This is a genomic window from Bradyrhizobium sp. JHI2711, from assembly GCF_056156565.1.
Window position 1 is genome coordinate 259,236 of sequence record NZ_JBPZPT010000002.1, and the last position, 24,894, is coordinate 284,129.

At 65.0% G+C, this 24,894-nt stretch carries 20 protein-coding genes; 8 read left to right on the top strand and 12 right to left on the bottom strand.

The window, feature by feature from the left end:
- Positions 1-377: 377 nt before the first annotated feature.
- The 4 genes from mnmG to ACTEK7_RS13790 all read left to right on the top strand — a co-directional run bounded on the left by mnmG (position 378) and on the right by ACTEK7_RS13790 (position 4,975).
- Complete coding sequence (gene mnmG / locus ACTEK7_RS13775) at positions 378-2,258, top strand: tRNA uridine-5-carboxymethylaminomethyl(34) synthesis enzyme MnmG (protein WP_225148204.1); 1,881 nt, start codon at positions 378-380, stop codon at positions 2,256-2,258.
- A gap of 23 nt (positions 2,259-2,281) precedes the next feature.
- On the top strand, positions 2,282-3,055 hold the full coding sequence (gene rsmG / locus ACTEK7_RS13780; RefSeq protein ID WP_463671678.1) for a 16S rRNA (guanine(527)-N(7))-methyltransferase RsmG: 774 nt from the start codon (positions 2,282-2,284) through the stop codon (positions 3,053-3,055).
- Between the two features lie 28 nt (positions 3,056-3,083).
- Positions 3,084-3,950 carry a ParA family protein gene (locus tag ACTEK7_RS13785; protein WP_025033064.1) on the top strand — a complete coding sequence of 289 codons (867 nt, stop codon included), beginning with the start codon at positions 3,084-3,086 and terminating at the stop codon, positions 3,948-3,950.
- A gap of 137 nt (positions 3,951-4,087) precedes the next feature.
- A complete protein-coding gene (locus tag ACTEK7_RS13790; protein ID WP_225148205.1) occupies positions 4,088-4,975 on the top strand; it encodes a ParB/RepB/Spo0J family partition protein in 888 nt (295 codons plus the stop codon).
- 160 nt (positions 4,976-5,135) lie between these two features.
- Here the strand turns inward: ACTEK7_RS13790 and holA are convergent, their stop codons facing one another.
- The 3 genes from holA to leuS form a co-directional block, all read right to left on the bottom strand.
- A complete protein-coding gene (holA, locus tag ACTEK7_RS13795; RefSeq protein ID WP_036024285.1) occupies positions 5,136-6,164 on the bottom strand; it encodes a DNA polymerase III subunit delta in 1,029 nt (342 codons plus the stop codon).
- A 65-nt stretch (positions 6,165-6,229) separates the two neighbouring features.
- Positions 6,230-6,781: an LPS assembly lipoprotein LptE gene (gene lptE / locus ACTEK7_RS13800; protein WP_225148206.1), complete on the bottom strand. Its 552-nt coding sequence runs from the start codon at positions 6,779-6,781 to the stop codon at positions 6,230-6,232.
- The gene (leuS, locus tag ACTEK7_RS13805; protein WP_225148207.1) at positions 6,768-9,404 is read right to left on the bottom strand and encodes a leucine--tRNA ligase; all 2,637 of its coding nucleotides are present in this window, start codon (positions 9,402-9,404) and stop codon (positions 6,768-6,770) included. Before leuS ends, lptE begins: the two co-directional genes overlap by 14 nt.
- A gap of 256 nt (positions 9,405-9,660) precedes the next feature.
- Between leuS and ACTEK7_RS13810 the strand changes: the two genes are divergently transcribed.
- Positions 9,661-10,638, top strand: a complete 978-nt coding sequence (locus ACTEK7_RS13810; protein WP_225148247.1) for a GGDEF domain-containing protein — start codon at positions 9,661-9,663, stop codon at positions 10,636-10,638.
- A 176-nt stretch (positions 10,639-10,814) separates the two neighbouring features.
- Here ACTEK7_RS13810 and ACTEK7_RS13815 read toward each other — a convergent pair whose 3' ends face one another.
- Positions 10,815-12,518 (bottom strand): sensor domain-containing diguanylate cyclase, encoded by a 1,704-nt coding sequence (locus tag ACTEK7_RS13815; protein WP_036003074.1) that lies wholly within the window; start codon positions 12,516-12,518, stop codon positions 10,815-10,817.
- A 109-nt stretch (positions 12,519-12,627) separates the two neighbouring features.
- Here ACTEK7_RS13815 and ACTEK7_RS13820 point away from each other — a divergent pair, with 109 nt between their 5' ends.
- Positions 12,628-13,317, top strand: coding sequence for a YggS family pyridoxal phosphate-dependent enzyme (locus tag ACTEK7_RS13820; RefSeq protein ID WP_225148208.1), 690 nt, complete (start codon positions 12,628-12,630; stop codon positions 13,315-13,317).
- Positions 13,318-13,396: 79 nt separating this feature from the next.
- Here the strand turns inward: ACTEK7_RS13820 and ACTEK7_RS13825 are convergent, their stop codons facing one another.
- Positions 13,397-13,966, bottom strand: a complete 570-nt coding sequence (locus tag ACTEK7_RS13825; RefSeq protein ID WP_036024277.1) for a L,D-transpeptidase family protein — start codon at positions 13,964-13,966, stop codon at positions 13,397-13,399.
- A gap of 203 nt (positions 13,967-14,169) precedes the next feature.
- On the opposite strand from ACTEK7_RS13825, the gene ACTEK7_RS13830 reads away from it, so the two are divergent.
- Together ACTEK7_RS13830 and ACTEK7_RS13835 are read left to right on the top strand one after the other, a co-directional pair.
- Positions 14,170-14,856, top strand: coding sequence for a response regulator transcription factor (locus tag ACTEK7_RS13830; protein WP_008142830.1), 687 nt, complete (start codon positions 14,170-14,172; stop codon positions 14,854-14,856).
- 58 nt (positions 14,857-14,914) lie between these two features.
- Entirely contained in the window at positions 14,915-15,358 is a 444-nt protein-coding gene (locus ACTEK7_RS13835) for a Crp/Fnr family transcriptional regulator (protein WP_025033074.1), read from the top strand.
- Between the two features lie 148 nt (positions 15,359-15,506).
- Here the strand turns inward: ACTEK7_RS13835 and ACTEK7_RS13840 are convergent, their stop codons facing one another.
- The 7 genes from ACTEK7_RS13840 to ACTEK7_RS13870 form a co-directional block, all read right to left on the bottom strand.
- Positions 15,507-16,322: an exodeoxyribonuclease III gene (locus tag ACTEK7_RS13840; RefSeq protein ID WP_036003067.1), complete on the bottom strand. Its 816-nt coding sequence runs from the start codon at positions 16,320-16,322 to the stop codon at positions 15,507-15,509.
- 160 nt (positions 16,323-16,482) lie between these two features.
- A complete protein-coding gene (locus tag ACTEK7_RS13845; protein ID WP_036003066.1) occupies positions 16,483-17,241 on the bottom strand; it encodes an outer membrane lipoprotein carrier protein LolA in 759 nt (252 codons plus the stop codon).
- A 152-nt stretch (positions 17,242-17,393) separates the two neighbouring features.
- Positions 17,394-19,874: a DNA translocase FtsK gene (locus tag ACTEK7_RS13850; protein WP_036024275.1), complete on the bottom strand. Its 2,481-nt coding sequence runs from the start codon at positions 19,872-19,874 to the stop codon at positions 17,394-17,396.
- 9 nt (positions 19,875-19,883) lie between these two features.
- The gene (locus ACTEK7_RS13855) at positions 19,884-21,098 is read right to left on the bottom strand and encodes an aminotransferase class I/II-fold pyridoxal phosphate-dependent enzyme (protein ID WP_225148209.1); all 1,215 of its coding nucleotides are present in this window, start codon (positions 21,096-21,098) and stop codon (positions 19,884-19,886) included.
- A 326-nt stretch (positions 21,099-21,424) separates the two neighbouring features.
- The gene (locus ACTEK7_RS13860) at positions 21,425-22,873 is read right to left on the bottom strand and encodes an ammonium transporter (RefSeq protein ID WP_036003055.1); all 1,449 of its coding nucleotides are present in this window, start codon (positions 22,871-22,873) and stop codon (positions 21,425-21,427) included.
- A 37-nt stretch (positions 22,874-22,910) separates the two neighbouring features.
- Positions 22,911-23,249 carry a P-II family nitrogen regulator gene (locus ACTEK7_RS13865; protein WP_008142813.1) on the bottom strand — a complete coding sequence of 113 codons (339 nt, stop codon included), beginning with the start codon at positions 23,247-23,249 and terminating at the stop codon, positions 22,911-22,913.
- A gap of 309 nt (positions 23,250-23,558) precedes the next feature.
- The gene (locus ACTEK7_RS13870) at positions 23,559-24,860 is read right to left on the bottom strand and encodes an ammonium transporter (protein WP_225148210.1); all 1,302 of its coding nucleotides are present in this window, start codon (positions 24,858-24,860) and stop codon (positions 23,559-23,561) included.
- Positions 24,861-24,894: the final 34 nt, after the last annotated feature.

The window sequence follows — 24,894 nt, forward strand, 5'->3', positions numbered from 1 at the left end:
CCGAGGCGACGGCCGTGCTTCGAGTCTGGTCATTGCGAGGAGCCCTTGCGACGAAGCAATCCAGACTGTCTCCGCCGCGAGACTCTGGATTGCTTCGCTGCGCTCGCAATGACGGAGTATGACGCGGTTGCCCCGCGTTCGACTGGCAGCTCCGCCAAAGAGACAATGGGACGTATCGGGGGTTGTGTTCGATGGTCGTGGAATTAGGCCCCGTTCCGTTTCACGTGAAACGCGATGTGGCTCAATGCCCCTCCTACTGTGCATGGGGTTGTTTTCGCGAAAGTGCTGCCGCCCTGGGCCCGCGCTTGTTTCACGTGAAACACGGCCCGCAGAGTTTCTACTTCCGGCTTTCTCGCCGCTAAGCTAGAAGTCCGTCCATGCGAACAGAGCGAGAGAGCTTCGACGTCATCATCATCGGCGGCGGCCACGCCGGCTGTGAGGCCGCGGCTGCGTCTGCCCGGATGGGTGCGACGACCGCTCTGGTAACGCACCGTTTCTCGACCGTTGGCGCGATGTCCTGCAATCCCGCCATCGGCGGGCTCGGCAAAGGGCATCTGGTCCGCGAGGTCGATGCGCTCGACGGCCTGATGGGCCGTGTGAGCGATGCCGGCGGCATCCAGTTTCGCGTTCTCAATCGCCGGAAAGGTCCTGCTGTACGTGGACCCCGAGCCCAGGCCGACCGAAAACTCTATGCGGCGGCGATGCAGGCGGCGATCCGCCAGACCGAAGGCCTTTCCGTCATCGAGGGCGAAGCCGACGAGCTAGTCGTGACCGATAGCAGGGTGACGGGACTGCGTCTTGCCGACGGCCGGGAGCTCCGGGCAGGGGCCGTTGTCGTCACCACCGGCACTTTCCTTCGCGGTCTCATCCATCTCGGTGAGAAGAACTGGCCCGCCGGCCGCGTCGGCGAGGCACCTGCAATGGGCCTTTCCAGCTCCTTCGAGCGTGCCGGCTTTACCCTCGGACGCCTCAAGACCGGGACGCCGCCGCGTCTCGACGGCACTACCATCGACTGGTCCGCAGTCGAGATGCAGCCCGGCGACGAGCCGCCGGAGCCGTTCTCGGTGATGACCGAGCGGATCACGACGCCGCAGATCCAGTGCGGGATCACCCGGACCACGGTCGCGACCCATGAGGTGATCCGGGCCAATGTCCATCGCTCTCCGATGTACTCCGGCCAGATCAAGAGCTCCGGACCGCGCTATTGCCCCTCGATCGAGGACAAGATCGTCCGCTTCGGCGACCGCGACGGTCACCAGATCTTTCTGGAGCCGGAAGGGCTCGACGACACGACCGTCTATCCCAACGGCATCTCGACCTCGCTTCCCGAAGAGGTCCAGCTCGCGATCCTCGCCAGCATCCCCGGCCTGGAGCGGGTGAGGATGGTCCGTCCCGGCTACGCCATCGAATACGACCACATCGATCCCCGCGAGCTCGATCCGACCCTCCAGACCAAGCGTCTGCGTGGTCTCTTCCTGGCCGGGCAGATCAATGGCACCACCGGATATGAGGAAGCCGCCGGGCAGGGCATCGTCGCCGGCCTGAATGCCGCGCTCTCGGCCAGCGGTGCCGCGCTCACCGTGTTCGACCGTGCCGACGGCTATCTCGGTGTGATGATCGACGACCTCGTAACCCGCGGGATCAGCGAGCCCTATCGCATGTTCACCTCCAGGGCCGAGTACCGGCTGACCCTGCGGGCCGACAATGCCGACCAGCGTCTGACCGAGAAAGGGATCGCTCTGGGATGTGTCGGCAGCGCCCGCATCAGGCATCATCGCGCCAAGATGGACGCCCTGAACGCTGCCCGGACGTTGTCGAAGTCCCTGACCATCACCCCGAACGAAGCCATCAAGCACGGGCTGTCGCTGAACCGGGACGGCCAACGCCGCTCGGCGTTCGAGCTGATGGCCTATCCGGAGATCGGCTGGAGCCAGGTCCGCGCGATCTGGCCTGAGCTGTCGGCCATCGATCCCCTCATCGCGACCCATCTCGAGATCGACGCCAAGTACGACGTCTACCTGGAGCGCCAGAGCGCCGACGTCGAAGCCTTCCGGCGCGACGAGGGCATGGTGCTGGCGGATGTCGATTACCAGCTCGTGCCCGGTCTCTCCAATGAAGTGCGCGCCAAGCTGGAGAAGGCACGACCGTTCACCGTCGGCCAGGCCGGCCGGATCGACGGGATGACGCCGGCGGCGCTCGGCATTCTCGCGGCCTATCTCCGCCGCGAGGCACGGAAGACTTCCAAAGCAATCGCATAAAGCCAATCGCATAGGCGTTTCACGTGAAACAGCGCGGATCGGGCGGAGATCGACCGCCATCGCGAAGACCCGGAGCGGGTGAGGGCGCCGGGCAGCGAAGTGAACCTGGAGTGGCCGGCCCGAAGATCAGCAAGGCCGCGGCCAACGACAAGGTGCTCGATTCGATCATCGCCGCTGACAAGACCGCCGCTATGAAGCTCGCTCCCGTTTCACGTGAAACCGAGGAGCGGCTTGATCGCTACATCGCGCTACTCCGGGAGTGGCAGGCCAAGACCAATCTCGTCGCGCCATCGACTTTGCCAAACCTCTGGACCCGGCACATCGCTGACTCGCTCCAGCTCGTCGATCTCGCACCGGCTGCAAAACGGTGGGCTGATCTCGGGAGCGGCGGCGGATTTCCCGGCGTCGTGCTCGCCTGCGTCATGGCCGGCACGCCTGGCGCGAGCGTCCATCTGGTCGAGCGAATCGCCAAGAAGGCCGCTTTTTTGCGCGAAGCGATCCGCGTCACCACATCTCCGGGAGTCGTACATCTCGCTGAGATCGGGGATAATGTGGATAGAATCACCGGCCCCGTCGATTGCGTCACCGCGCGTGCGCTGGCTCCGCTACATCAACTCATCGGCTTTGCGGAGCCGCTGATGAGCCAGGGCGCAAAAGCGTTGTTTCCCAAGGGTCAAGATGTAGAGGCTGAATTGACCGAAGCCGCTAAATATTGGAATATTCGGCCGCAGCTCCACCAAAGCCGCACGGGCGACGGCTGGATCGTGGAGCTCAATGCCGCCGAACGGCGCAACTGAGGCGTTGAGGGGTGAGTGGGGAATTGCGATGAGCGTGATTGACGAACCGCAGCAAGAACAGACGGCCCAAAAGACCGACGAGGTCCCCCACGGCCATCCGCGCATCCTCGCGCTGGCGAATCAAAAGGGCGGGGTGGGGAAAACAACCACAGCGATCAACTTGGGCACGGCGCTCGCGGCGATCGGGGAGCGCGTCCTGATCGTCGATCTCGATCCTCAGGGCAACGCCTCGACCGGCCTCGGCATCGATCGCCGCAACCGCTCCTGCTCGACCTACGACGTGCTGATCGGCGAAGCCGCCTTGCGCGAGGCGGTGGTCTCGACCGCGGTGCCGCGGCTGCACATCGCACCATCGACCATGGATCTCTCCGGCCTCGAGCTCGAGCTCGGCACCACGCCCGGCCGCGCCTTCAAGTTGCGCGATGCGATCGGCGCGCTCAACAACAACGTCTCGCCGGACGCCGACTACACCTACGTGCTGATCGACTGCCCGCCCTCGCTCAACCTGCTTACGGTCAATGCGATGGCGGCCTCGGATGCGATCCTGGTGCCGCTGCAATGCGAGTTCTTCGCGCTCGAAGGTCTGTCGCAATTGTTGCAGACCGTGGAGCAGGTGCGCTCGACACTCAATCCGAATCTGTCGATCCACGGCATCGTGCTGACCATGTTCGACTCGCGCAACAACCTGTCGAACCAGGTCGTCGCCGACGTCCGCCAGTTCATGGGCGAGAAGGTCTACAAGACCATGATCCCGCGCAACGTGCGCATCTCGGAAGCGCCGTCCTACGGCAAGCCGGTGCTGGTCTACGACCTCAAATGCGTCGGCAGCGAAGCTTACTTGCGCCTCGCCACCGAAGTGATCCAGCGCGAGCGCGAGTTGCGCACCACGCATTGACAATGCCGTAGGGTGGGCAAAGGCGTCTTCGCCGTGCCCACCGTCTTCCGCACACAATCGGTGGGCACGCTTCGCTTTACCCACCCTACGATAATTCAGTTCTGGAGTGCTGCACCGTGAATCCAAGGGAGCTGGCGATGGCCGACGAAGCGCGTTCGCGACTGGGCCGGGGTCTTGCAAGTCTGATCGGTGACGTCGGCGGCGAGGCTCAGCATGTCGATCGTCCGCGCGCGCAGCGCAAGGTGCCGATCGAATTCATCAAGGCCAATCCGCGCAACCCGCGCCGCACCTTTTCGGACACCGAGCTGAAGGAGCTCTCGGAGTCCATCAAGCAGCATGGCGTAATCCAGCCGATCGTGGTGCGTCCGGTGAAGGGCACGCAGGACCGCTTCGAGATCATTGCCGGCGAACGACGCTGGCGCGCCTCGCAGATGGCCGGGCTGCACGAGGTGCCGATCGTCCCGGTCGACATCAGCGACAGCGATGCGCTGGAATTCGCGATCGTCGAGAACGTGCAGCGCGAGGACCTCAATCCGATGGAAGAGGCGCAGGGCTATCATGCGCTCGCCAACGAGTTCAAACGCAGCCAGGAGGACATCGCCAAGGTCGTCGGCAAGAGCCGCAGTCACGTCGCCAACATGATGCGGCTGACCAAGCTGCCGGCGGAAGTGCAGGCCTTCATCGCGACCGGCGAGCTGACGGCCGGCCACGCCCGCGCGCTGATCGGCGTGCCCGATCCACTCGCCGCCGCCAAGCGCATCGTCGAGGAAGGTCTCAACGTCCGCCAGGCCGAGGCGCTTGCGCATGAAGAGGGCGTGCCGGAGCGCAAGCCGCAGAAGGCGCGCGCCAGCGGAGGCAAGGAGAAGGACCCCGACACGATCGATCTGGAGAAGCGCGTCAGCGACGCGCTCGGCCTCAAGGTCACCGTCAATCACCGCGATCCCGGCGGCTCCGTGCAGATCAACTACCGCAACCTCGATCAGCTCGACGAGGTGATGAAGCGGCTGGCCAAGGGCGCGCTGTAGAGCCATTTTCACACCACTCTCTCCACGCGTCATTGCGAGGAGCTCGCGACAAAATTGCGAAGCAATTTTGCGCTGAAGCGACGAAGCAATCCAGAATCTTTCCGCGTAGGGACTCTGGATTGCTTCGCTGCGCTCGCAATGACGTGGAGAGAGCGGAGGTCTAGCCCCGCCGTTTCGCATTCGCGGCGATCGCCATCAGCGCGCGTTGGGCGATGGCGGCGGCGAGGGTGGACTGCTTGCGCGTGTCGAGGGCGGCGGTCGCCAGCTGCTCGATCACAGCGGCGAGCCGCGCCGGGCTGAAATTGCGCAGCGCGGTTTCGACCGCGGGCTTTCGTGAAAAATGCAGGCGCGGAAAGCCGCCGTCGAGCACGGCGGAGGCAGGCGTGCCGTCTGCAATCGCCAGCGCGGATTTGTGCAGCCACGCGGCCTGGCGCTGCGCGGCCGAGATGATCACGCCAGGATAGGTCCCGGCGATCATCGCTTTCGCAAACTCGGTCTCGACGATGTCGGGCCGCCCGGCGAAGGCACCGTCGACGATCGGATCGAGCTTCAGCTCCGAGGCATCGGCGACCACGGCCATGACGTCATCCAGCGTGACCTCGCCCTTGCCATGGGCGTAGAGCGTCAGCTTGCGCAGCTCGTTACGCGAGGCCTGACGGTCGCCGCCGAGGAACGACATCAGCGCCGCGCGGGCGTCCGGCGCGATGCGCAAATTCGCGATCCGCAGCTCGTCGTCCATCAGCTTGGCAAGATCGCGCTCGGTGTCGGGATAACAGCCGATCGCCACGGCAGTCTTGGCTTTCTCGCAGGTCTTGCGCAGCGGCGATTCCGGACGGAGCTCGCCGGCCTCGATCACGATGCGGCAATCCTTCACGTTCATCTCGGCCAGAGTCTCGATGCCGGAGGCAAAGCTGCGCGAGCCGGCGCGAACGCGGATGGCGCGTCGGCCGCCGAACAGCGGCACCGTCATGGCTTCGTCGACCAGGCGCGACGGCTCGGCGGAGAGCTCGTCACCGTCGAGCTTGACCAGCGAGAACGGATCGTTGGGATCGTCGACGCCGGACGCGATCAGCGCGTCGGCGCGCTCGCGCACGAGGCCGGCATCGGGACCGTAGAGCAGGATGATCGGACGGCCCGCATCGGGGCGGGCGAGGAAGGCGTCGATCTCTTTTCCGCGCAGTGCGACCATATCGTCCGATACTCGTCATTCCGGAATGCCTCGTCAGAAGGCGAACCCGGAATGACGGAAGCGTATTACGTTCCCGCGGTGAAGAACGAGGCGAGCCGGGTGGTGATGTTCTCGGCGATCTCGTTGGCGGCCCGGTCTTCGGCATCGCGCACGGCGCGGGTGCGCGAGAAGCGCTGATAGGACCCCGGCATGTCATAGGACACGCGCGAGAAGGTCGAGCCGGTCATCACAGACTTGCCGGTTACGACTTCGACCAGATTGTACTGGGCGTCGATGCCGAGATTTTCGCTGGTCGGCAATCCCGTTGCGGAGCTGATGATCAGGGAGGAGCGGCTGGTGGTGAAGCGGATGTCGAGCCGGTGGGTCGGCGGCATGCCCGTCGCCGTGCCGTAAAGCTTGAAGGCCAGCGCGTTGCGGATCTCGACGCCGACGCGGGCCTCGCGGGACGCATTGGGTTTGTTGATCGGGGGCAGCTCGACCCCCATCAGCTTCTCGCGCAGGCCCGGGGTGCCGTCGCTGCGCTCGGCATACATCGGCTGGAAGCAGCCGGCCGTCAGCGCCGCCAGCGCGGCAACTGCCAGCAAGCGGGCTGCGATACGGGTCCTAGCCGACAACATTCACGATCCTCTTGGGAACGATGATCACCTTGCGGACGGGCTTGCCGTCCAGGGCCAGCTTTACCGCATCGAGGGCCAAAACGGCAGCCTCGATTTCCGGATTTTGGGCCGCTGTTGCAACTGTGACCTCACCCCGCTTCTTGCCGTTGACCTGCACCACCAGGGTCACGCTGTCTTCAACCAGCAAATCGCGTTCGATTTGCGGCCAATCGGCCTCCGAAACCAGCCCCTTTTGGTCTAGAACCTGCCAGCACTCCTCGGCCAGATGCGGCATCATCGGCGAGAACAGCTGGACCAGGATCTGGCTGGCCTCCTGGATCGCCCAAGCCAAATCTGGAGCGAGATCCGGGGCGGGCTGGCCGGGGCGCTGGAGCACCTCCGAGAAGGCATTGGTGAATTCGCGGATATGGGCGAGGCAAACGTTGAAGTGCAGCCGCTCGATGCCGGCGGTGACCTTGTCCAGCGCGCCGTGGGCGGCCTTGCGCAACGCCGTGGCGTCCGGGCCGAAGCTGGCCGGCCGGGCCGCCGGCGCAGCCTTGCCGAGGGTGGCGGCATCGTTCACCAGCCGCCACAGCCGCTGCACGAAGCGCGAGGCACCCTGGACGCGCTCGTCGCTCCAGATCACGTCGCGGTCGGGCGGAGAGTCCGACAGCATGAACCAGCGGGCGACATCGGCGCCATAGGTCTCGATGATGTCGTCGGGGTCGACCGTGTTCTTCTTCGACTTTGACATCTTCTCGATCGGGCCGATCGCGATGTCTTCGCCCGTCGTCAGAAGCGTAGCGCGGCGTCCGTTGCCGCCGACCTCGACCTTCACCTCGGCCGGCTGCACATAGCTGCCGTCGGCCTTCTGGTAGGTCTCGTGCACCACCATGCCTTGCGTGAACATGCCGGCGAACGGCTCGTCCAGCGCGATATGCCCGGTCGCTTTCATCGCGCGGGTGAAGAAGCGGCTGTAGAGCAGATGCAGGATCGCGTGCTCGACGCCGCCGATATATTGGTCGACCGGCAGCATCCGGTTGGCGACCGCAGGCGTGGTCGGCGAAGCCTCGTTCCAGGGATCGGTGAAGCGCGCAAAGTACCAGGACGAGTCCACGAACGTGTCCATGGTGTCGGTTTCGCGCTGCGCCTTGCCGCCGCATTGCGGGCAGGTGACGTGCTTCCAGGTCGGATGATGATCGAGAGCGTTGCCCGGCTTGTCGAAGGTCGCATCGTCAGGCAGCTTCACGGGCAGGTCGGCATCCGGCACCGGCACCACGTCGCATTTCGGACAGTGAATGACGGGAATCGGGCAGCCCCAATAGCGCTGGCGCGAAATGCCCCAGTCGCGCAGACGGAAATTCACCTGGCGCTCGCCGACCGGCGCGTTGCCGCGCAGCTCCGTCTCGAGCCGCTTCGCCACCTCTTCCTTCGCCTGCTCGATGGTCATGCCGTCGAGGAAGCGCGAATTGATCATGCGGCCGTCGCCGTCATAGGCGGTATCGGTGATGACGAAGCTCTTCGGATCCTGGCCGTCCGGGCACACGACGGGCGTGTTGCCGAGAGCGTACTTGTTGACGAAGTCGAGGTCGCGCTGATCGTGCGCCGGGCAGCCGAAGATGGCGCCGGTGCCGTATTCCATCAGCACGAAATTGGCGACATAGACCGGCAGCTTCCAGGAGGGATCGAGCGGGTGCACCGCGCGGATGCCGGTGTCGAAACCCTGCTTCTCAGCGGTGTCGATGATCTCCTGCGCGGTGCCGATCTTCTTGATCTCGGCAACGAAAGCCGCAAGCTCAGGGTTCTTTGCGGCGGCGGCCTGCGCCAGCGGATGATCCGCCGAGATCGCCATGAACTTGGCGCCGAACAGCGTATCCGGCCGCGTCGTGAAAATCTTCAGCTCGCTCTCGCCGGCCGGCGTCGTCGCCGCATCCAGCGCGAAGCGGATCAACAGGCCCTCGGAGCGGCCGATCCAGTTGCGCTGCATCAGCCGTACCTTGTCGGGCCAGCGGTCCAGCCCGTCGAGCGCCGACAGCAGCTCCTGCGAGTACTTCGTGATCTTGAAGACCCACTGGTTCATCTCGCGCTGCTCGACCACGGCGCCCGAGCGCCAGCCGCGGCCATCGATCACCTGCTCGTTGGCGAGCACGGTCATGTCGACGGGGTCCCAGTTCACCTTGCGCTTCTCGCGCTCGGCAAGCCCTGCGCGCAGGAAATCCAGGAACATCTTCTGCTGGTGCTTGTAATAGGAGGGGTCGCAGGTCGCGATCTCCCTGGACCAGTCCAGCGACAGCCCGATCGAGCGGAGCTGCTTCTTCATCGCGGCGATGTTGTCGTAGGTCCAGGCCTTCGGCGCCACCTTGCGCTCGATCGCGGCGTTCTCGGCCGGCAGGCCGAAGGCGTCCCAGCCCATCGGATGCAGCACGTTGAACCCCTTGGCGCGCATGAAGCGGGCCAGCACGTCACCGAGCGTGTAATTCCGGACATGGCCGATATGGATGCGCCCGGACGGGTAGGGGAACATCTCGAGCACGTAATATTTCGGCCGCGGATCGCCGTTCTTGGAGACGAAGATCGCCTGCTCGTCCCAGAGGCGTTGCCAGCGCGGTTCGGCGTCGCGGGCGTTATAGCGTTCGGAGGTCATGGAATCGTTGGGTTTTCGTGGTTCGGCCGTCTCAAGACGGCGGACTAGGCCATAGAAGCCCTTAAGGGGTCAATGGGTTGCCGCGTTTTGGAACTTTGACCCCTCCGCATAACTACGAGGGTCCGCGTTGGGGTGTGATTAAGGCGTCGATGCCAAGTTGCAGCCCGACAAGGCCGCGTTACCGCACATGGATTCCAGCTTCGACGATCCCGATTACGACTATGCCGCGTCCGTCGCCGGGCGGGCAATGCGGAGCATGGCCGAACAGCGGATTGCACCGACCCCGGCCAACTTTGCCGTCTGGTTCCAGTATTTCGCGGGCAGCCATGACGATCTGCGCAACGCGATCGATCTCCTGATCGACCACAATCGTCCCTTCGACGCCCAAACCAATCAGGATCTGTTCGAGACCTACGTCGCGCCGCAGGTGAGTGCCGTCGTGGTCGACACCTCCGAGCGGCTGCAGGCGCTGATGGGGACGGCGAAGGAGTTTCTGACGACGGCGATCGCCGACAATCATTCGCAAATGCAGGTCATCAGCCAGGTGGCTGACCAGGGCAAGGCCGGCGTCGATCCAAAGCTGCTGGTTGCCCAGCTCATGAACGAGCTGGCGCGGGCGGCCACGCGGGCGACGCGGCTGGAGGCAGGCTTTGCGGAAAAGACCCGCGAACTCGACGTGATCCGCGATTCGCTGTCGCGGTCCGAGCAGCGCGCCCGGACCGACACGCTGACCGGGCTGGCGAACCGGCGGGCCCTCGACGAATTCCTGCGCAAGGCGCAGACGACGGCGGAATGGGGCGAGCCGCTCAGCGTGCTGATGCTCGACATCGACTACTTCAAGTCGTTCAACGACAATTTCGGCCACGGTGTCGGCGACCAGGTGCTGCGCCTGATGGCCAAGGTCCTGCGCGAGAAGGTTCGCGCGCAAGATCTGCCGGCCCGCTATGGCGGCGAGGAGCTGATCGCGGTGCTGCCGGACGCCGATCTGGCCGCTTGCGCCGAGATCGCCGAACGGATCAGGCGCGCGATCGCAGATTGCACGATCACGCGTCGCTCGACCGGCGAGACCCTGCCCGGCATCAGCGTGTCGATCGGCGTGGCGCAATACCGGGTCGGCGAGGCGATCACGGATCTGATCGAACGCTGCGACCGTGCGCTCTATCTCGCCAAGGGCGGCGGCCGCAATCGTGTGGTGACGGAGATCGAGCTCGATCGCGCCGGCGCTGCGGGCTAGCTCGGGCGAGACGACAGGCCGTCATGCCCGGGCTTGTCCCGGGCATCCACGTTCTTTGTGCTGTGGGCAAGGCGTGGATGGCCGGGACAAGCCCGGCCATGACGATGTGGAATCTATCGTGTCCGGCAGTGCACAGTTCAGACGCCGCAAGCGGGGCGAGGTGAAGAACCAGCGCTTTAGGCGCTCGCCACCATCATCATCTCGGCCGTGCCGGTCGCGATCGCCTGCACGCCGTGCTCGACGACATTGTTGCGGCCACGATGCTTGGCGGCGTAGAGCGCGGCGTCGGCGGCTTCGATCAGGTCGCCGGGACGCAAGGATTCGCTCGGCTTGGTCGCGGCGACGCCGATCGAGACCGTGACGATCATGTGGTTCGAGGTGATGTGAGGCAGGCAGAGCCTCAGCACGGCCGAACGCACCTGCTCGCCGATCGCGACGGCGCGCGTCACGTCGGTGTTCGGCAGCAGCAGGCAGAACTCCTCGCCGCCGTAGCGGGCCGCGAAGCCCATCGTGTCGGCGGCGATGCCGGACAGTGATTCGCCGAGCCGCGTCAGGCAGGAATCGCCTTCGAGATGGCCGTAGGTGTCGTTGAACAGCTTGAAATGGTCGACGTCGATCATCAGAAGCGCCAGCTCGCTGCCATATTGCTGCGCGCGCATCCATTCGAAATCCAGCCGGCTCTGGAAGCCGCGGCGGTTGGCGAGACCGGACAGCATGTCGATCGAAGCCATCACCGTCAGGCGGTCGTTGCTTGCGATCAGCTCGCGCTCGCGCTGGCTCAGCTGCGCGGCCATCGCGTTGAACGCGCGGGCCAGCGGCACGAACTCGGCGGGCAGGCGATTGCGCGCGGCGCGCGCCGACAGGTCGCCCTCGCCGAGCCGCTTGGCCATGTCGGCGAGCATCTCGATCGGCTTGATCACGAGCTTTTCGGCGGCGATCAGCGCGCCGAGCAGGACGAACATGAGCACGAAGGCGAGCTGCAGATAGGCGGTGCGGATGTCGCGGCTGACCGCTGCGGATACCTTGTCTTCGTCGATGCTGGCGATCAGGCGGGCATTGGTGCCGGCGATGCGGATATAGCTGACCGCGCGGCGGGAGCCGTCGGCGGCGAGGAAGGACAGCGAACCCTCATCCTGATCGGAGCGCAGCGCCTTGTCGGCGATCGCGGACATCAGCGGCATGTTGTCGAGCGGACGGCCGACCGCGCTGTGCTGATCGGCCGGGGCCGCCAGCACGGTGCCCGCGCTGTCGACCAGCACCGCAGTGATGCCGGCGCGACCGCCCAGATTGTTCATGACCTTCGACATCCAGTCGAGATTGACGGTGGCGAGCACGACGGCATCGGCCACACCGCTGAAGGCGGAGACCGGATAGACCGCCATCACCGTTGGCGACGGCACCGGCCGCGACATGATGAAGTCGCTCAGCACGAAGCGGCCGGTTTCCTGGGCCTGCTGGAAGTACGGTCGGTCACTGAGATCGAGGCCGACATACATGTTGTTGGTGGCGCATTGGATGCGGCCGTCCTGGCCGGCGATCAGAAGCGTGCGAATCCAGGGCAGGCTCGACGGCAGGCTCGCGCGCAGCACGTCGCAGCTCTTGCTGATGCCGCCGGCGGAGGCGCGGATGAAGGCCTCCGATTTCAGAATGGTCTCGACCGACGAGATCACCTGGCGCTGCGCATCGGCGCTGTGCCTCGCCACCGTGGTGAATTCAGCCGCGGCCTGCGCAACTTGCCGCGCGCGCGTGTCTTCGAGGGAACGGATGCGCTCGATCATCAAGGGCGTCACGAGAATCACCGCGAGCAACGCAAGCCGCGCCCGGATACCGAGAACCTGCTTGAGTTTCGCGCGCTTGCGGTTGAGACTGACGCTTGCCATTTTCGCTACCCACCCCGCGGGCTAAGGTAAAGCGAAGGGTTCAAAAACTGTTTCTTGAACTCGGTAAAATTGGACCTAACTCGGGCTAAGGTCACAACCAAGAGACGTCATGACGGAAGCCAACGTCGCGCCGGTCACCGGCCATTCACCAAACGCGCTCGCCGCGGTCGAAGCCGAAATTGCACGCGCCTGCAGGGACGCGCAGCGTGACCGCGCCTCGGTCACGCTGATCGCCGTGTCCAAGACGTTCGCGGCGGATGCAATTATCCCGGTTATCGCCGCAGGACAGCGCGTATTTGGCGAGAATCGGGTGCAGGAGGCCAAAGCCAAGTGGCCGGCGTTAACGTCTGCTTACCCCGATATCGCGCTGCATCTGATCGGGCCGCTGCAATCCAACAAGGCGAAAGAGGCGGTCGCGCTGTTCGACGCCATCCATTCGGTCGACCGTCCGAGCATTTGCCAAGCGTTAGCCAAGGAAATCGAATCCCAGAACAGGCACCCGGAGCTGTTCGTCCAGATCAACACCGGCGAGGAGCCGCAGAAGGCCGGGATTGCCCCGGGCGAGGCCGATGCCTTCATTGCAAGCTGCCGCGACACCTACGGGCTGACGATCTCCGGATTGATGTGCATCCCGCCGGTCGACGAGCCGCCCGCCGCGCACTTTGCGCTCACGGCCAAGATCGCCGCGCGCAATGGCTTGACGAATCTCTCGATGGGCATGAGCGCCGATTTCGCGACCGCCATCATGCTGGGTGCCACCCATGTGCGCGTCGGCAGCGCGATCTTCGGGCATCGGTAATTGCCGTTGGCGAGGGCCGATGCCGCCCGAACGCTGTCAATATTGTCGCAAGGGCTCCTCGCAATGACGGCGGTGTGCCTCACCCGATGATGATCTTTGTGCGCGGGCCCAGGCGCCGCAGCAATTGCAGCATGGCGGATTTCGTCATGGAGACGCAGCCGGCGGTCGGGCCGAAATTGTCGCGGGCAAGGTGCAGGAACACCGCGCTGCCGCGGCCGGCGATGCGGGGTCGGGTGTTGTGGTCGATCTCGATGATGAAGTCGTAGAGATGGTCGGCGCGCTGGAGCCGGTCGCCGCCCTGCCCCTCGCCGAGCCGGATGCTCTGGTTGTAGCGGCGGTCCCGCGGATCCTCGCACCAGGCGTCCACGCCGGTGATCATCCGGGCCGGCAGGAACGTCCGGGGACGGCTGTGCCGGTCGCCCCGCCACCACAATTGCCTGGGCCGGAAGCTGCCTCTGGGGGTGCCGCCATCGCCCTCGCGCTTGTTGGCGAGAATGCCGCCTCGCCCCAGCGCAACCGGAATGGTCAGCGCTCCCGCCGTCAGCCAGCCCCGGCGCGGATTGCCGGCAGCAGGCTTAACGCGGATCGCCGAGAGCGGCCCGGGGCCTCGATTCCTGATGTAACCGACTGAAGCTGCTTTGTTTTTCATGTGAACGTGCAATGTCGAATTCATTACAGGACATTCATCAAAACGTCCTGCTATTCTGAGTTAGAGTGCTTCTGGCTTGTGAATCGGTAACAGCCCACTACTTCAACACGAACAACAATAATCACGGCGACCTTAAACTTCCCCTCGCGGCTGGGTGCGGCATGGATGTGCCGCCGAGCCGGACTCCAAAAGGATGACCCCCCATGGCCAATGCCCGCAAGATCCTGATCGTGGATGACGATACCGATCTGCGCGACACGTTGGTGGAGCAATTATCGCTACACGAAGAATTCGAAGCCTCTGCGGTCGATACCGGCGCCAAGGGCGCCAGCGCCGCGAAGGCCAATTCCCCCGATCTGGTTCTGATGGATGTCGGCCTGCCCGACACCGACGGCCGCGAGGTTGTCCGCTCGCTGCGGAAGGGCGGCTTCAAGGCCCCGATCATCATGCTGACCGGGCACGACACCGATTCCGACACGATCCTGGGCCTGGAATCCGGCGCCAACGACTATGTGGCAAAGCCCTTCCGTTTCGCGGTGCTGCTGGCGCGCATCCGCGCCCAGCTCCGTCAGCATGAAGCCAGCGAGGACGCGGTGTTCTCGGTCGGACCCTACTCCTTCCGTCCCGGCTCGAAGATGCTCACCGCGGCCAATGCCCGCAAGGTCCGCCTCACCGAGAAGGAAACCGCAATTCTCCGCTTCCTCTACCGGGCCGGCCAGATGCCGGTGTCGCGCGAGACCCTGCTCCAGGAGGTTTGGGGCTATAATTCCGGCGTCACCACGCACACGCTGGAAACCCACATCTACCGCCTCCGCCAGAAGATCGAGAAGGACGCCGCCAACCCGGAGATCCTGGTGACGGAAGCCGGTGGCTACAAGCTGGTGCCGTGATACGCTTCGATGGCGTGCGAATCGTTTTAGATCGCACGCCTTCGAGCCTCGGACCTGAATGTCAATCGACGATGATGTAGCGCTTCTCGAGCGTGTCCCGACACTGCGCCTGTTGGGAGACGCCTCGTTGCGCATGCTGGCGATCGGCTCGGAGCAGCGTGATTTCGTCCGCGGCGACGTGCTGTTCAATCTCGGCGACGACGCCGACGCCGGCTTCGTGGTCCAGCGCGGCGCCTTCCGGGTTGAAGACGGCGCCGGCGCCGAAATGATCGCCGGTCCCGGCGCGTTGATCGGCGAGCTCGCGCTGGTGGTGCCGATGAAGCGGCCGTCGAGCGCGGTCGCGCTGGAGCATTCCTCCGTCATCCGCGTCGCCCGCAGCCTGTTCCAGCGCGTGCTCGAAAGCGATCCCGCTGCGGCGGTGCGCCTGCGCGACGAGTTCGCGGTGCGCTCCAGCCAGATCGCCAGCGATATTTTGATGGCGGGTGCGAAGCTGACGTCGTAGCTCTCTCCACTCGTCATTCCGGGGCGCGACGAAGTCGCGAACTATGGTGCGCAATTGCGCACCTGAGAATCCATTGAGCGGCAGAGTCAGTTGATGAATGGATTCCGGGCTCGCGCCAAGTGGCGCGCCCCGGAATGACGAGGGCGGCTCACACCTCCAGCGTCACCGTCACAGGCACGTGGTCCGATGGCCGCTCCCAGCTGCGCGCATCGCGCAGAATCCTGAAATCGCTGACTGCATCCTTCAGCGCGCGCGAGACCCAGATGTGGTCGAGCCTGCGGCCGCGATCGCCGATGGTCCAGTCGGCGGAGCGGTAGCTCCACCACGTATAGACCTTCTCCGACATCGGGATGCGCTCGCGCGCGACGTCGACCCATTCGCCGGCCGCGAGCGCCGCCTTCAGCTTCTCCGTTTCGACAGGCGTGTGCGAGACCACTTTCAGCAGCTGCTTGTGCGACCACACGTCGTTCTCGTGCGGGGCGACGTTGAGATCGCCGACCAGGATGTGGCGGTCCTCACCGCGCGGATGCAGCGGCTCGCACGCTTTCATCTCGTCGAGGAAGCGGAGCTTGTGGTCGAATTTCTCGTTCAGCGCGGGATCGGGAATGTCGCCGCCCGCGGGCACGTAGAAATTATGCAGCACCAGTGGTTTTGCGATGCCCGCCTTTTCACCGAACGACACCGAGATGTGGCGCGAATCCACCTTGTCGCAGAAGGTGCGGATGTCCTTCGATTCGAACGGGATCTTCGAGATGATGGCGACGCCGTGATAGCCCTTCTGACCGTTCAGCGCGACGTGCTCGTAGCCGAGCCGCTTGAAGCGCTTCAGCGGAAAAGCATCGTCGATGCACTTGGTCTCCTGCAGGCACAGCACTTCTGGCCGCGCGCTCTTGAGAAATTTCGCGACCAGGTCGATGCGTAGCCGCACCGAATTGATGTTCCAGGTTGTCAGGGAAAGACGCATAGGAAATGCGTCTTAGCATGGATTGGCGTGGGGAAAATGCTTGTCCACAGCGAGCTCTCGTAGGGTGGGCAAAGCGAAGCGTGCCCACCGTGATGGCCGTGAGGAGAGGTGGTGGGCACGGCGCAAGAGCGCCTTTGCCCACCCTACGGCAGCGGAGCGCTCAACCCCGCGACGGCGTGTTGTAATTGGTGAAATCGATCTTGAACATGTTGGGGTCGAGCTTCTTGCTCGAGTCCAGATTGTACACCGCAATCGTCGTGTCGTAGCCCTGCGGATCGGTGACGGTCCACTGCTTGAGCTGGCCGTCCTTGGCGCCGAACATCAGCAGCAAGCGGCTGGTGCCGACCAGGGCCTGCTTCTCCTCGATGGTGACGCTGACGAAGACGTCGTCGGCCGAGACGCCAACGACATTGGTGTCCCTCATCAGGTCGATGCGGTCGGACAATAGAAAGCGCAGCGGCGTCTGCGACAGCGGGTAGACGTCCTGGGTCGCGAGCTTGCGGTCGCGCACCACGAGCGAGGATCCGTCGGCGACGATGTCGATCGGGCTCGGCGCATCATATTCGAAGCGTACCTTGCCGGGTTTCTGGATGTAGAAGTCGCCCTGCGTCTTGCTGCCGTCGGGACCGACCTGGACGAAATTCCCGACCAACGTCTGCAGCGACGACAGATAGGCGCTGACCTTGGCCGCCTGCGCTTTCTGGTTGGCGTCGAAGGTCTGGAAGATGCTGCTCGGAACGTTGCGCCGCGGATCCGGGATCACCGGATTGGGCGGCGCCTGCGTCGCGCCGGTGACGGCCGGCCCACCGGCGGTCGCGCCGCCGTCACGCCCCTTCGGCGCGGGCTTCGGCACCGGCACGGTCTGCGCGAAGGACGCAGCGGTCACCATCGCGGCGGTGACGAGAAGCACGCCGGCCATGCGCGCGCTTCGCGCGGCGATGGTGGCAGCGAATCGAATGTCCGGATGTCTGATCAACGCGTCGTCCTGTGTGGCTGGGCGCCCTTTTACCGTGATTTCGGGCAAAAGCAGATATCGAATTTGCGTGAAATGTTGCTCAGAGGCTCCTCGCCTCACATATGGCTGTCTTCTTCCTCGACCAGAATCTCGCGCTTGCCGGCATGGTTGGCGGGACCGACGATGCCTTCCAGTTCCATGCGCTCCATCAGCGATGCGGCGCGGTTGTAGCCGATTTGCAGACGGCGCTGGATGTAGCTGGTCGAGGCCTTGCGATCGCGTTTGACGATCGCAACCGCCTGCTGGAAGAGATCGCCGCCGCCATCGCCGCCCATGCCGGTGGCGTCGAACACGGCACCGTCCTCGTCCTCGGTCGGCTCTTCGGCGGTGACGGCTTCGAGATATTCCGGCTGTCCCTGCGTCTTGAGGTGACGCACCACCTTCTCGACTTCCTCGTCGGAGGCGAACGGTCCGTGCACGCGGCTGATGCGGCCGCCGCCCGCCATGTAGAGCATGTCGCCCTGGCCGAGCAGCTGCTCGGCGCCCATCTCGCCGAGAATGGTGCGGCTGTCGATCTTGGAGGTGACCTGGAAGGCGATACGGGTCGGGAAGTTCGCCTTGATGGTGCCGGTGATGACGTCGACCGACGGACGCTGCGTCGCCAGGATCACGTGCAGGCCGGCGGCGCGCGCCATCTGCGCCAGACGCTGCACCGCGCCTTCGATGTCCTTGCCGGCGACCATCATCAGGTCGGCCATTTCGTCGACGATGATGACGATGTAGGGCAGCGGATCGAGCGAGAGCTTCTCTTCCTCGTAGATCGCCTTGCCGGTCTCCTTGTCGAAGCCGGTATGCACCGTGCGCGTCGGCTCCTCGCCCTTGGCCTTCAATTCGAGCAGGCGCGTGTTGTAACCGTCGATGTTGCGCACACCGAGCTTGGCCATGTTCTTGTAGCGCTCTTCCATCTCGCGCACGGCCCATTTCAGCGCGACCACCGCCTTCTTCGGGTCGGTCACAACAGGCGTGAGCAGATGGGGAATGCCGTCATAGACGGAGAGCTCGAGCATCTTCGGATCGACCATGATCAGGCGGCACTGGTCCGGCCGCAGCCGGTAGACCAGGCTGAGGATCATGGTGTTGATCGCGACCGACTTGCCCGAGCCGGTGGTACCGGCGATCAGCATGTGCGGGGTGCGCGCGAGGTCGATGATGACGGGGTCGCCGCCGATGGTCTTGCCGAGGCAGAGCGGCAGCTTCGCCACCGTGTCGGTCGCCTCCTTCGCCACCAGCAATTCGCGCAAATAGACTTTCTCGCGATGCGCGTTCGGCAGCTCGATGCCGATCGCGTTGCGGCCGGGCACGACGGCGACGCGTGCCGACAGCGCGCTCATCGAGCGGGCGATGTCGTCGGCGAGGCCGATCACGCGCGAGGACTTGATGCCGGGCGCCGGCTCCAGCTCGTACAGCGTAACGACCGGACCGGGATTGGCCTTCACGATCTCGCCGCGCACGCCGAAATCCTGCAGCACGCCTTCGAGCGAACGGGAATTGTTCTCCAGCTCGGCCTTGCTGAGCGGCTGGCGATCGCCGGCCTTTGGTGCGGCCAGCATGGAGACGGACGGGAGGTCGAACTTGTCGGAGGATTTCTTGGAAGCGGGCTTCGGCGCGGCTTTCTTCTTCGGGGCGCGCGCGGCGGGCTCCTCCTCTTCCTCCTCCTCGTCCTCCAATTCGTCTTCGTGCTCGTCCTCGTAGTCCTCGTCTTGAGACTGCGGCGAGATCGACGGCGCCGAGCGGCCGCCGCCGAGATTCGGCTCCTGCCGGCTGAACTGGGCGGCCTTGGTCTTCGGTCCGCTCGAGACCAGCGAGCGGTAGGCGGCACCACACAGCCAGATCAGCCGCGCCTTGGTGCTCATCAATGCATGGAACAGCCAGCCCAGCGAGACCGAACCCCGATCGCTCTCCTCGTCTTCGTCGAGCGGCTTGTCGTCATCGGCGACCTCAGCGATCTCGTCGTCTTGCTCGCGCGCGCCGAGGCCGCAGGCGATCAGGAAGGTCGCTGTCATCGCGGCGAACAGGATCGTGCCCAGCACGATGCGATAGATCGTACCGGCCGGCCCGAAGATCACCGCGGGCGCGCGCACCAGCGCATCGCCGACCACGCCGCCGAGGCCGGTCGGCAGCGGCCAGGCCCCGCCATGCTGAAAGCAACTGACGAAGCCTGCCGCGATCACCGTGCAGAGAATCCAGGAGCCGAGCCGCAGCGCCTCGCGGTCGAACGGCCGATGCGTCATCATACGCCAGCCCCAGACCGCAACGGTCAGGACCAGCATGATCGCGCCGAGCCCCAGGATCTGCATGGCGAGATCGGCGCCGATCGCGCCGGCATAGCCGAGGATGTTGCGGATCGGCCGCGAGGTCGCGTGGCTGAGACTGGGATCCTGCACCGACCACGTCATCAGCGCCGCCGCGGCGATGCCCGCCAGCGCGATCAGGCCGAGGCCGGCGAGCTCGCGCATGCGCCGCGCCAGCCCCTCGCGGATCGAGGGCGGCAGATGGCCGACCAGAGGAATGACGCGTTCGATTGCCGACATGCTCACGGGCCCCGCCTAACCCAGAGTCTCGACCAGCCGGTGCAGCGCCTGCGCCGTGGTCTCGCCGTCCTGCACCAGTGCGAGGCGGATATAGCCTGCGCCGGGATTGAATCCGTCAGGCTGCTGTCGCGCCAGGAAGCTGCCGGGCACCACGCGCACGCCGGCTTCCCTGAACAGCTTGAGCGTCACCGACACGTCGTCGCCGATCTCGGAGGTGTTGAGCCAGACGCAGAAGCCGGCATCGGGGCGGCGATAGCCGTAACGATTGCCGATGATCTGGTCGGCGAGGTCGAACTTGATCCGGTACAGCCGCCGATTCTCCTCGACATGCGCCTCGTCGCCATAGGCGACCGTCGCGACATGCTGCAGCGGCACCGGCACCTGGGGCGCGGCGATGTTGCGCAGCTCGAGGAACATGCCGATGAACCTGTTGTCGCCGGCGGCAAAGCCGACGCGCAGGCCCGGCAGGTTGGAGCGCTTCGACAGTGACTGGAACGCGACCACGCGCGTGAAGTCGGGGCCGGCGCATTCCAGCGCGCTGCCGGGTGCCTCGCGGGTGTAGATCTCGGAATAACATTCGTCGCTGAGGATCACGAAGCCGTAGCGGTCGGCGAGCTGCTTCAAGCGCTTGAAGTAGCCGGGCCTCGCCACCGAGCCCTGCGGATTGGCGGGCGAAGCCAGGTAGAACGCCACCGTGCGCGCCAGGGTCGCTTCGTCGATGGCGTCGAGGTCGGGCAGGAAGCCGTTCTCGACCGTGGTCGGCAGATGGACCGGTTCGCAAGCGGCCGCAAGCGCGCCCGCGCCGTAGACCGGATAGAACGGGTTTGGCATCAGGATCGCGGGCTTGCCCGGACGCGGGCCGACATAGCGCGCGGCCGCGATCGCGGCGAGGAACAGCCCCTCGCGGCTGCCATTGAGGACGAGAATCTCGCTCTCGGGGTCGAGCGGCCGCGGCAGCTTGAAGCGCGTCGACAGCCAGGCCCCGGCGGCGTTGCGGAACGGATCGGTACCCTTGTTCGCGGGATAACGGCCGAAATCGGCGATGTGCTTGGCCAGCACCGGGCCGACGAAGTCGGGCACGGGATGCTGGGGCTCGCCGACCGCAAGCGAAATCAAGGGCTTGCCCGGCTGATGCGGGGCCAGCAGCTCGTTCAGCCGGACGAAGGGCGAGCGTTCGGAATCGGAGCCATTACCGCCCTGCGGCGCACGGGATGAAGCGGTCAGAGCCATTCGTTGGGCGCCAGTACTCTTGGAACGGCCGGTCGCTACCATAGGCGCCGGCGGGAAGCGGTTCAGTTCACCATAGATAGGGCGAGGTTAAGACGCGATTAACCATCGGCCGCCGCCCGCGTCCAGAGCGGGAATAATGGGGCCGGAGATAGCGGCGTGCATGGACGGTCCACCCTCCCCTGGAGGTGCCCTGCAGGCGGAGCCATCAAAAGAAAGGGGCTCCAGCTCGCGCTGGAGCCCCTCAACGGTCAGGGCATTGCCGGGTATGTGCCCGAACCGTAGTTGTGGACGCGGTCCCCGAAGAGACCGCGCCCGGGAGGAGAGGGTCACATGTTGTAGGCGCGCTCGGTGTGCTCGGTGATGTCGAGGCCTTCACGCTCGCTCTCGACATTGGCGCGGAGGCCGACGATCACATCGACAACCTTGAAGAGGATCGCCGAGCCGACGCCCGACCACACCAGCGTGGTGCAGACGGCCTTGATCTGGGCGAGCATCTGCGTGGCGAAGTCGTAATCGGCGACCTTCGGCGGGATCGCCGAATAGTCGATGATGCCGGCGCCGCCGAGCGCGGGGTTGACCAGAATGCCGGTGCCGATGGCGCCAACGATGCCGCCGATGCAGTGCACGCCGAACACGTCGAGGGAGTCATCGTAGCCGAGCGCGTTCTTCACCACGGTGCAGAAGAACAGGCAGACTACGCCGACGACGAGGCCGAGGACGATCGCTCCCATGACGCCGGAGAAGCCGGCGGCGGGCGTGACGGCCACGAGGCCCGCGACGGCGCCTGAGATCACGCCGAGCACGGAGGGATGACCCTTGATGATCCACTCCGCGAACATCCACGACAGCGCGGCGGCTGCGGTGGCGACGAAGGAGTTGGTCATGGCGAGCGCAGCGCCGCCGCTGGCCTCGAGATTGGAGCCGGCATTGAAGCCGAACCAGCCGACCCAGAGCAGCGAGGCGCCGATCATCGACATGGTCAGCGAGTGCGGGGCCATCAGCTCCTTGCCGTAGCCGACGCGCTTGCCGATCAGGAGAGCGCCGACGAGGCCCGCGATACCGGCGTTGATGTGCACCACGGTGCCGCCCGCGAAGTCGATCGCGCCCATCTTGAAGATCCAGCCGGCATCGGCGTTGAGCTCGTCGAGCTTGGCCTGGGCCGCGGTCTTCGCCGCCGCGTCAGTAGCGGCAGCCAACGCTTTGGCCGCATCCTGGATCAGGTCCGGACCCTGCCAGTACCAGACCATGTGCGCGATCGGGAAATAGACCAGCGTCACCCAGAGCGGAACGAACAGCGCGATCGCCGCGAACTTCATGCGCTCGGCGAAGGCGCCGACGATGAGAGCGGGCGTGATCGCCGCGAAGGTCATCTGGAAGCAGACGTAAATCAGCTCCGAGATGTTGGCGTCGACCGAGAAGGTCGCGGCCTTCGTGTCGGTGGTGACGCCCATCATGAAGGCCTTGGAGAAGCCGCCAATGAAGTCGGAGCCGCCGGTGAAGGTGAGGCTGTAGCCGTATACGGCCCAGATCACGCAGACGACGCAGACGGTGTAGAACACCTGCATCAGGACCGAGAGCATGTTCTTGGAACGAACCAGACCGCCGTAGAACAGCGCGAGGCCGGGGATCGTCATCAACAGCACCAGCACTGTCGATGTCAGCATCCAGGCGTTGTCTCCCTTGTTGACCGTTGGCTCGGCGTAGGCTGCGGTCGCAGCGAACAGGCCGACTGCGAGAGCCGCCAGTCCCGCGCCATAGGGACGCTTGAACGTCATATTGTTTACTCCTGCTTGGATAAGGTTGAGCGCGAAATCAGAGGGCCGCGGCATCGGCCTCGCCGGTGCGGATACGCACCGCGTGGTCGAGGTTGATGACGAAGATCTTGCCGTCGCCGATCTGTCCGGTTTTCGCCGCGGACGTGATGGCATCGATGGTCTTGTCGACCTGGTCGGAGGCGACAGCGACCTCGATCTTGATCTTGGGCAGGAAGCTCACGGCATATTCGGCGCCGCGATAGATTTCCGTATGGCCCTTCTGGCGGCCATACCCCTTGACTTCCGTCACCGTGAGACCGTGAACGCCGATGGCGGTCAGGGCGTCACGGACTTCTTCAAGCTTGAATGGCTTGATGATCGCCATAACAATTTTCATGGGTCCTATCCCCGCTTGGGCCCGGTCCGGACGTGGCCGGGCGTTCTCGACTGGTTCGCCACGAGGGAGAAGTTTCACTACGCGGGCACAGCCGGCCCCCTAGAATCAAATGCCGTGCCAGATCAGGCGGATTGCCTAACGGACTATGAAGACGGGGGTTTTCGCCTTTGGCGGGTGCTGCGATGCAGTGCGCTATTACGTCGCGCTCAAAACGTGGTCACGCCTGCTGAAAATAAGGGCAAGACAGGCTCCCGACACAATGTTGCTCACGTGTCGGGCAGCGAGGCGGTATTTACGTAGCGTCGGCGCCTACTGCAGGGCTTCACCGTGCTGCGAAATATCCAGACCCTCCAGCTCGTGCTCACGGGATACGCGCAAGGGCACGAACAGGCCGACCAGCTTGAGCAGGATGAAGCTGACGCCCGCCGACCAGACGAAGGTCACGGCGACCCCATAGAACTGGATCAGGAGCTGCTGCGGATTGCCCTCCAGCAGGCCGGCGGTGCCGCCGATGGCGCTGGTGGCGAACACGCCGCCGAGCAGGGTGCCGGTCAGGCCGCCGATGCCGTGGACGCCGAAGACGTCGAGCGAATCGTCGTAGTCGAAGCGGTGCTTCAGCCAGGTACAGGCCCAGTAGCAGAGTGCACCGGCAATGATGCCGATGACGATGCCGTGCCATGGCGCGACGAAGCCCGAGGCCGGCGTGATGGTGCCGAGACCTGCGACCGCACCGGAGATCATGCCGAGCACCGAGGGCTTGCGCCGGGTCGCCCATTCGATCGCGCCCCAGGTCAGCGCGCCCGCGCAGGCGGCCAGATGGGTCGCGATGATCGCCATCACCGCGCGTGAGTTCGCTCCGAGCGCCGAGCCGCCGTTGAAGCCGAACCAGCCGACCCACAACAGGCCGGTGCCCATCACTGCGAGCGACAGATCGAACGGCGAGAGATTCTCGGTGCCGTAGCCGTGACGGCGTCCCATCACCTTGGCTGCAACGAGGCCGCCGGTGCCGGCCGACAGATGCACGACGAGACCGCCGGCGAAATCGAGCACGCCCATGCTGGCGAGGAAGCCGCCGCCCCACACCCAATGCGCCAGCGGAATGTAGACGAAGATGAACCAGGCGACCGAGAACAGGAGATAGGCGGAGAACCGCATGCGGTCGGCGACCGAGCCGGCGACCAGCGCCACCGTGATGATGGCAAACGTCATCTGGTACAGCATGAACAGCGATTCCGGGATCGTCTTCGCCGCGGGGTTGACGCTGTCCATGGTCATGCCGGCGAGAAACCAGCGATCGAGCGTGCCGATCCAGGGGCCGTCACCGACGAAGCACAGCGAGTAGCCGAACGCCACCCAGAGGATTGAGATCAGCATCACCGCGGCCAGGCTCTGCGCCATGGTGGCGAGCACGTTCTTCTTGCGCACCATGCCGGAATAGAACAGCGCAAGCCCCGGGATCGTCATCATCAGCACCAGCGCTGTCGCGACGATCATCCAAGCGGTGTCGGCGGTGTTGATCTCGTTTGCCGCCGCGCGCGCCGGCGAAGCCATGGCGGACACAAATCCGATTGGCGCAGCCATTGCAGCTGCGCGGCGCGACAATCCCGCCATATCGTTCCCCCCGGCATCAATTGGCGTCGCACGC

Excerpts from the sequence above, each read along its gene's own strand:
- mnmG (WP_225148204.1), top strand. The coding sequence starts at position 378 with ATGCGAACAGAGCGAGAGAGCTTCGACGTCATCATCATCGGCGGCGGC.
- ACTEK7_RS13785 (WP_025033064.1), top strand. The coding sequence starts at position 3,084 with ATGAGCGTGATTGACGAACCGCAGCAAGAACAGACGGCCCAAAAGACC.
- ACTEK7_RS13790 (WP_225148205.1), top strand. The coding sequence starts at position 4,088 with ATGGCCGACGAAGCGCGTTCGCGACTGGGCCGGGGTCTTGCAAGTCTG.
- holA (WP_036024285.1), bottom strand. The coding sequence starts at position 6,164 with ATGGTCGCACTGCGCGGAAAAGAGATCGACGCCTTCCTCGCCCGCCCC.
- lptE (WP_225148206.1), bottom strand. The coding sequence starts at position 6,781 with ATGTTGTCGGCTAGGACCCGTATCGCAGCCCGCTTGCTGGCAGTTGCC.
- leuS (WP_225148207.1), bottom strand. The coding sequence starts at position 9,404 with ATGACCTCCGAACGCTATAACGCCCGCGACGCCGAACCGCGCTGGCAA.
- ACTEK7_RS13810 (WP_225148247.1), top strand. The coding sequence starts at position 9,661 with ATGGCCGAACAGCGGATTGCACCGACCCCGGCCAACTTTGCCGTCTGG.
- ACTEK7_RS13815 (WP_036003074.1), bottom strand. The coding sequence starts at position 12,518 with ATGGCAAGCGTCAGTCTCAACCGCAAGCGCGCGAAACTCAAGCAGGTT.
- ACTEK7_RS13820 (WP_225148208.1), top strand. The coding sequence starts at position 12,628 with ATGACGGAAGCCAACGTCGCGCCGGTCACCGGCCATTCACCAAACGCG.
- ACTEK7_RS13825 (WP_036024277.1), bottom strand. The coding sequence starts at position 13,966 with ATGAAAAACAAAGCAGCTTCAGTCGGTTACATCAGGAATCGAGGCCCC.
- ACTEK7_RS13830 (WP_008142830.1), top strand. The coding sequence starts at position 14,170 with ATGGCCAATGCCCGCAAGATCCTGATCGTGGATGACGATACCGATCTG.
- ACTEK7_RS13835 (WP_025033074.1), top strand. The coding sequence starts at position 14,915 with ATGTCAATCGACGATGATGTAGCGCTTCTCGAGCGTGTCCCGACACTG.
- ACTEK7_RS13840 (WP_036003067.1), bottom strand. The coding sequence starts at position 16,322 with ATGCGTCTTTCCCTGACAACCTGGAACATCAATTCGGTGCGGCTACGC.
- ACTEK7_RS13845 (WP_036003066.1), bottom strand. The coding sequence starts at position 17,241 with ATGGCCGGCGTGCTTCTCGTCACCGCCGCGATGGTGACCGCTGCGTCC.
- ACTEK7_RS13855 (WP_225148209.1), bottom strand. The coding sequence starts at position 21,098 with ATGGCTCTGACCGCTTCATCCCGTGCGCCGCAGGGCGGTAATGGCTCC.
- ACTEK7_RS13860 (WP_036003055.1), bottom strand. The coding sequence starts at position 22,873 with ATGACGTTCAAGCGTCCCTATGGCGCGGGACTGGCGGCTCTCGCAGTC.
- ACTEK7_RS13865 (WP_008142813.1), bottom strand. The coding sequence starts at position 23,249 with ATGAAAATTGTTATGGCGATCATCAAGCCATTCAAGCTTGAAGAAGTC.
- ACTEK7_RS13870 (WP_225148210.1), bottom strand. The coding sequence starts at position 24,860 with ATGGCGGGATTGTCGCGCCGCGCAGCTGCAATGGCTGCGCCAATCGGA.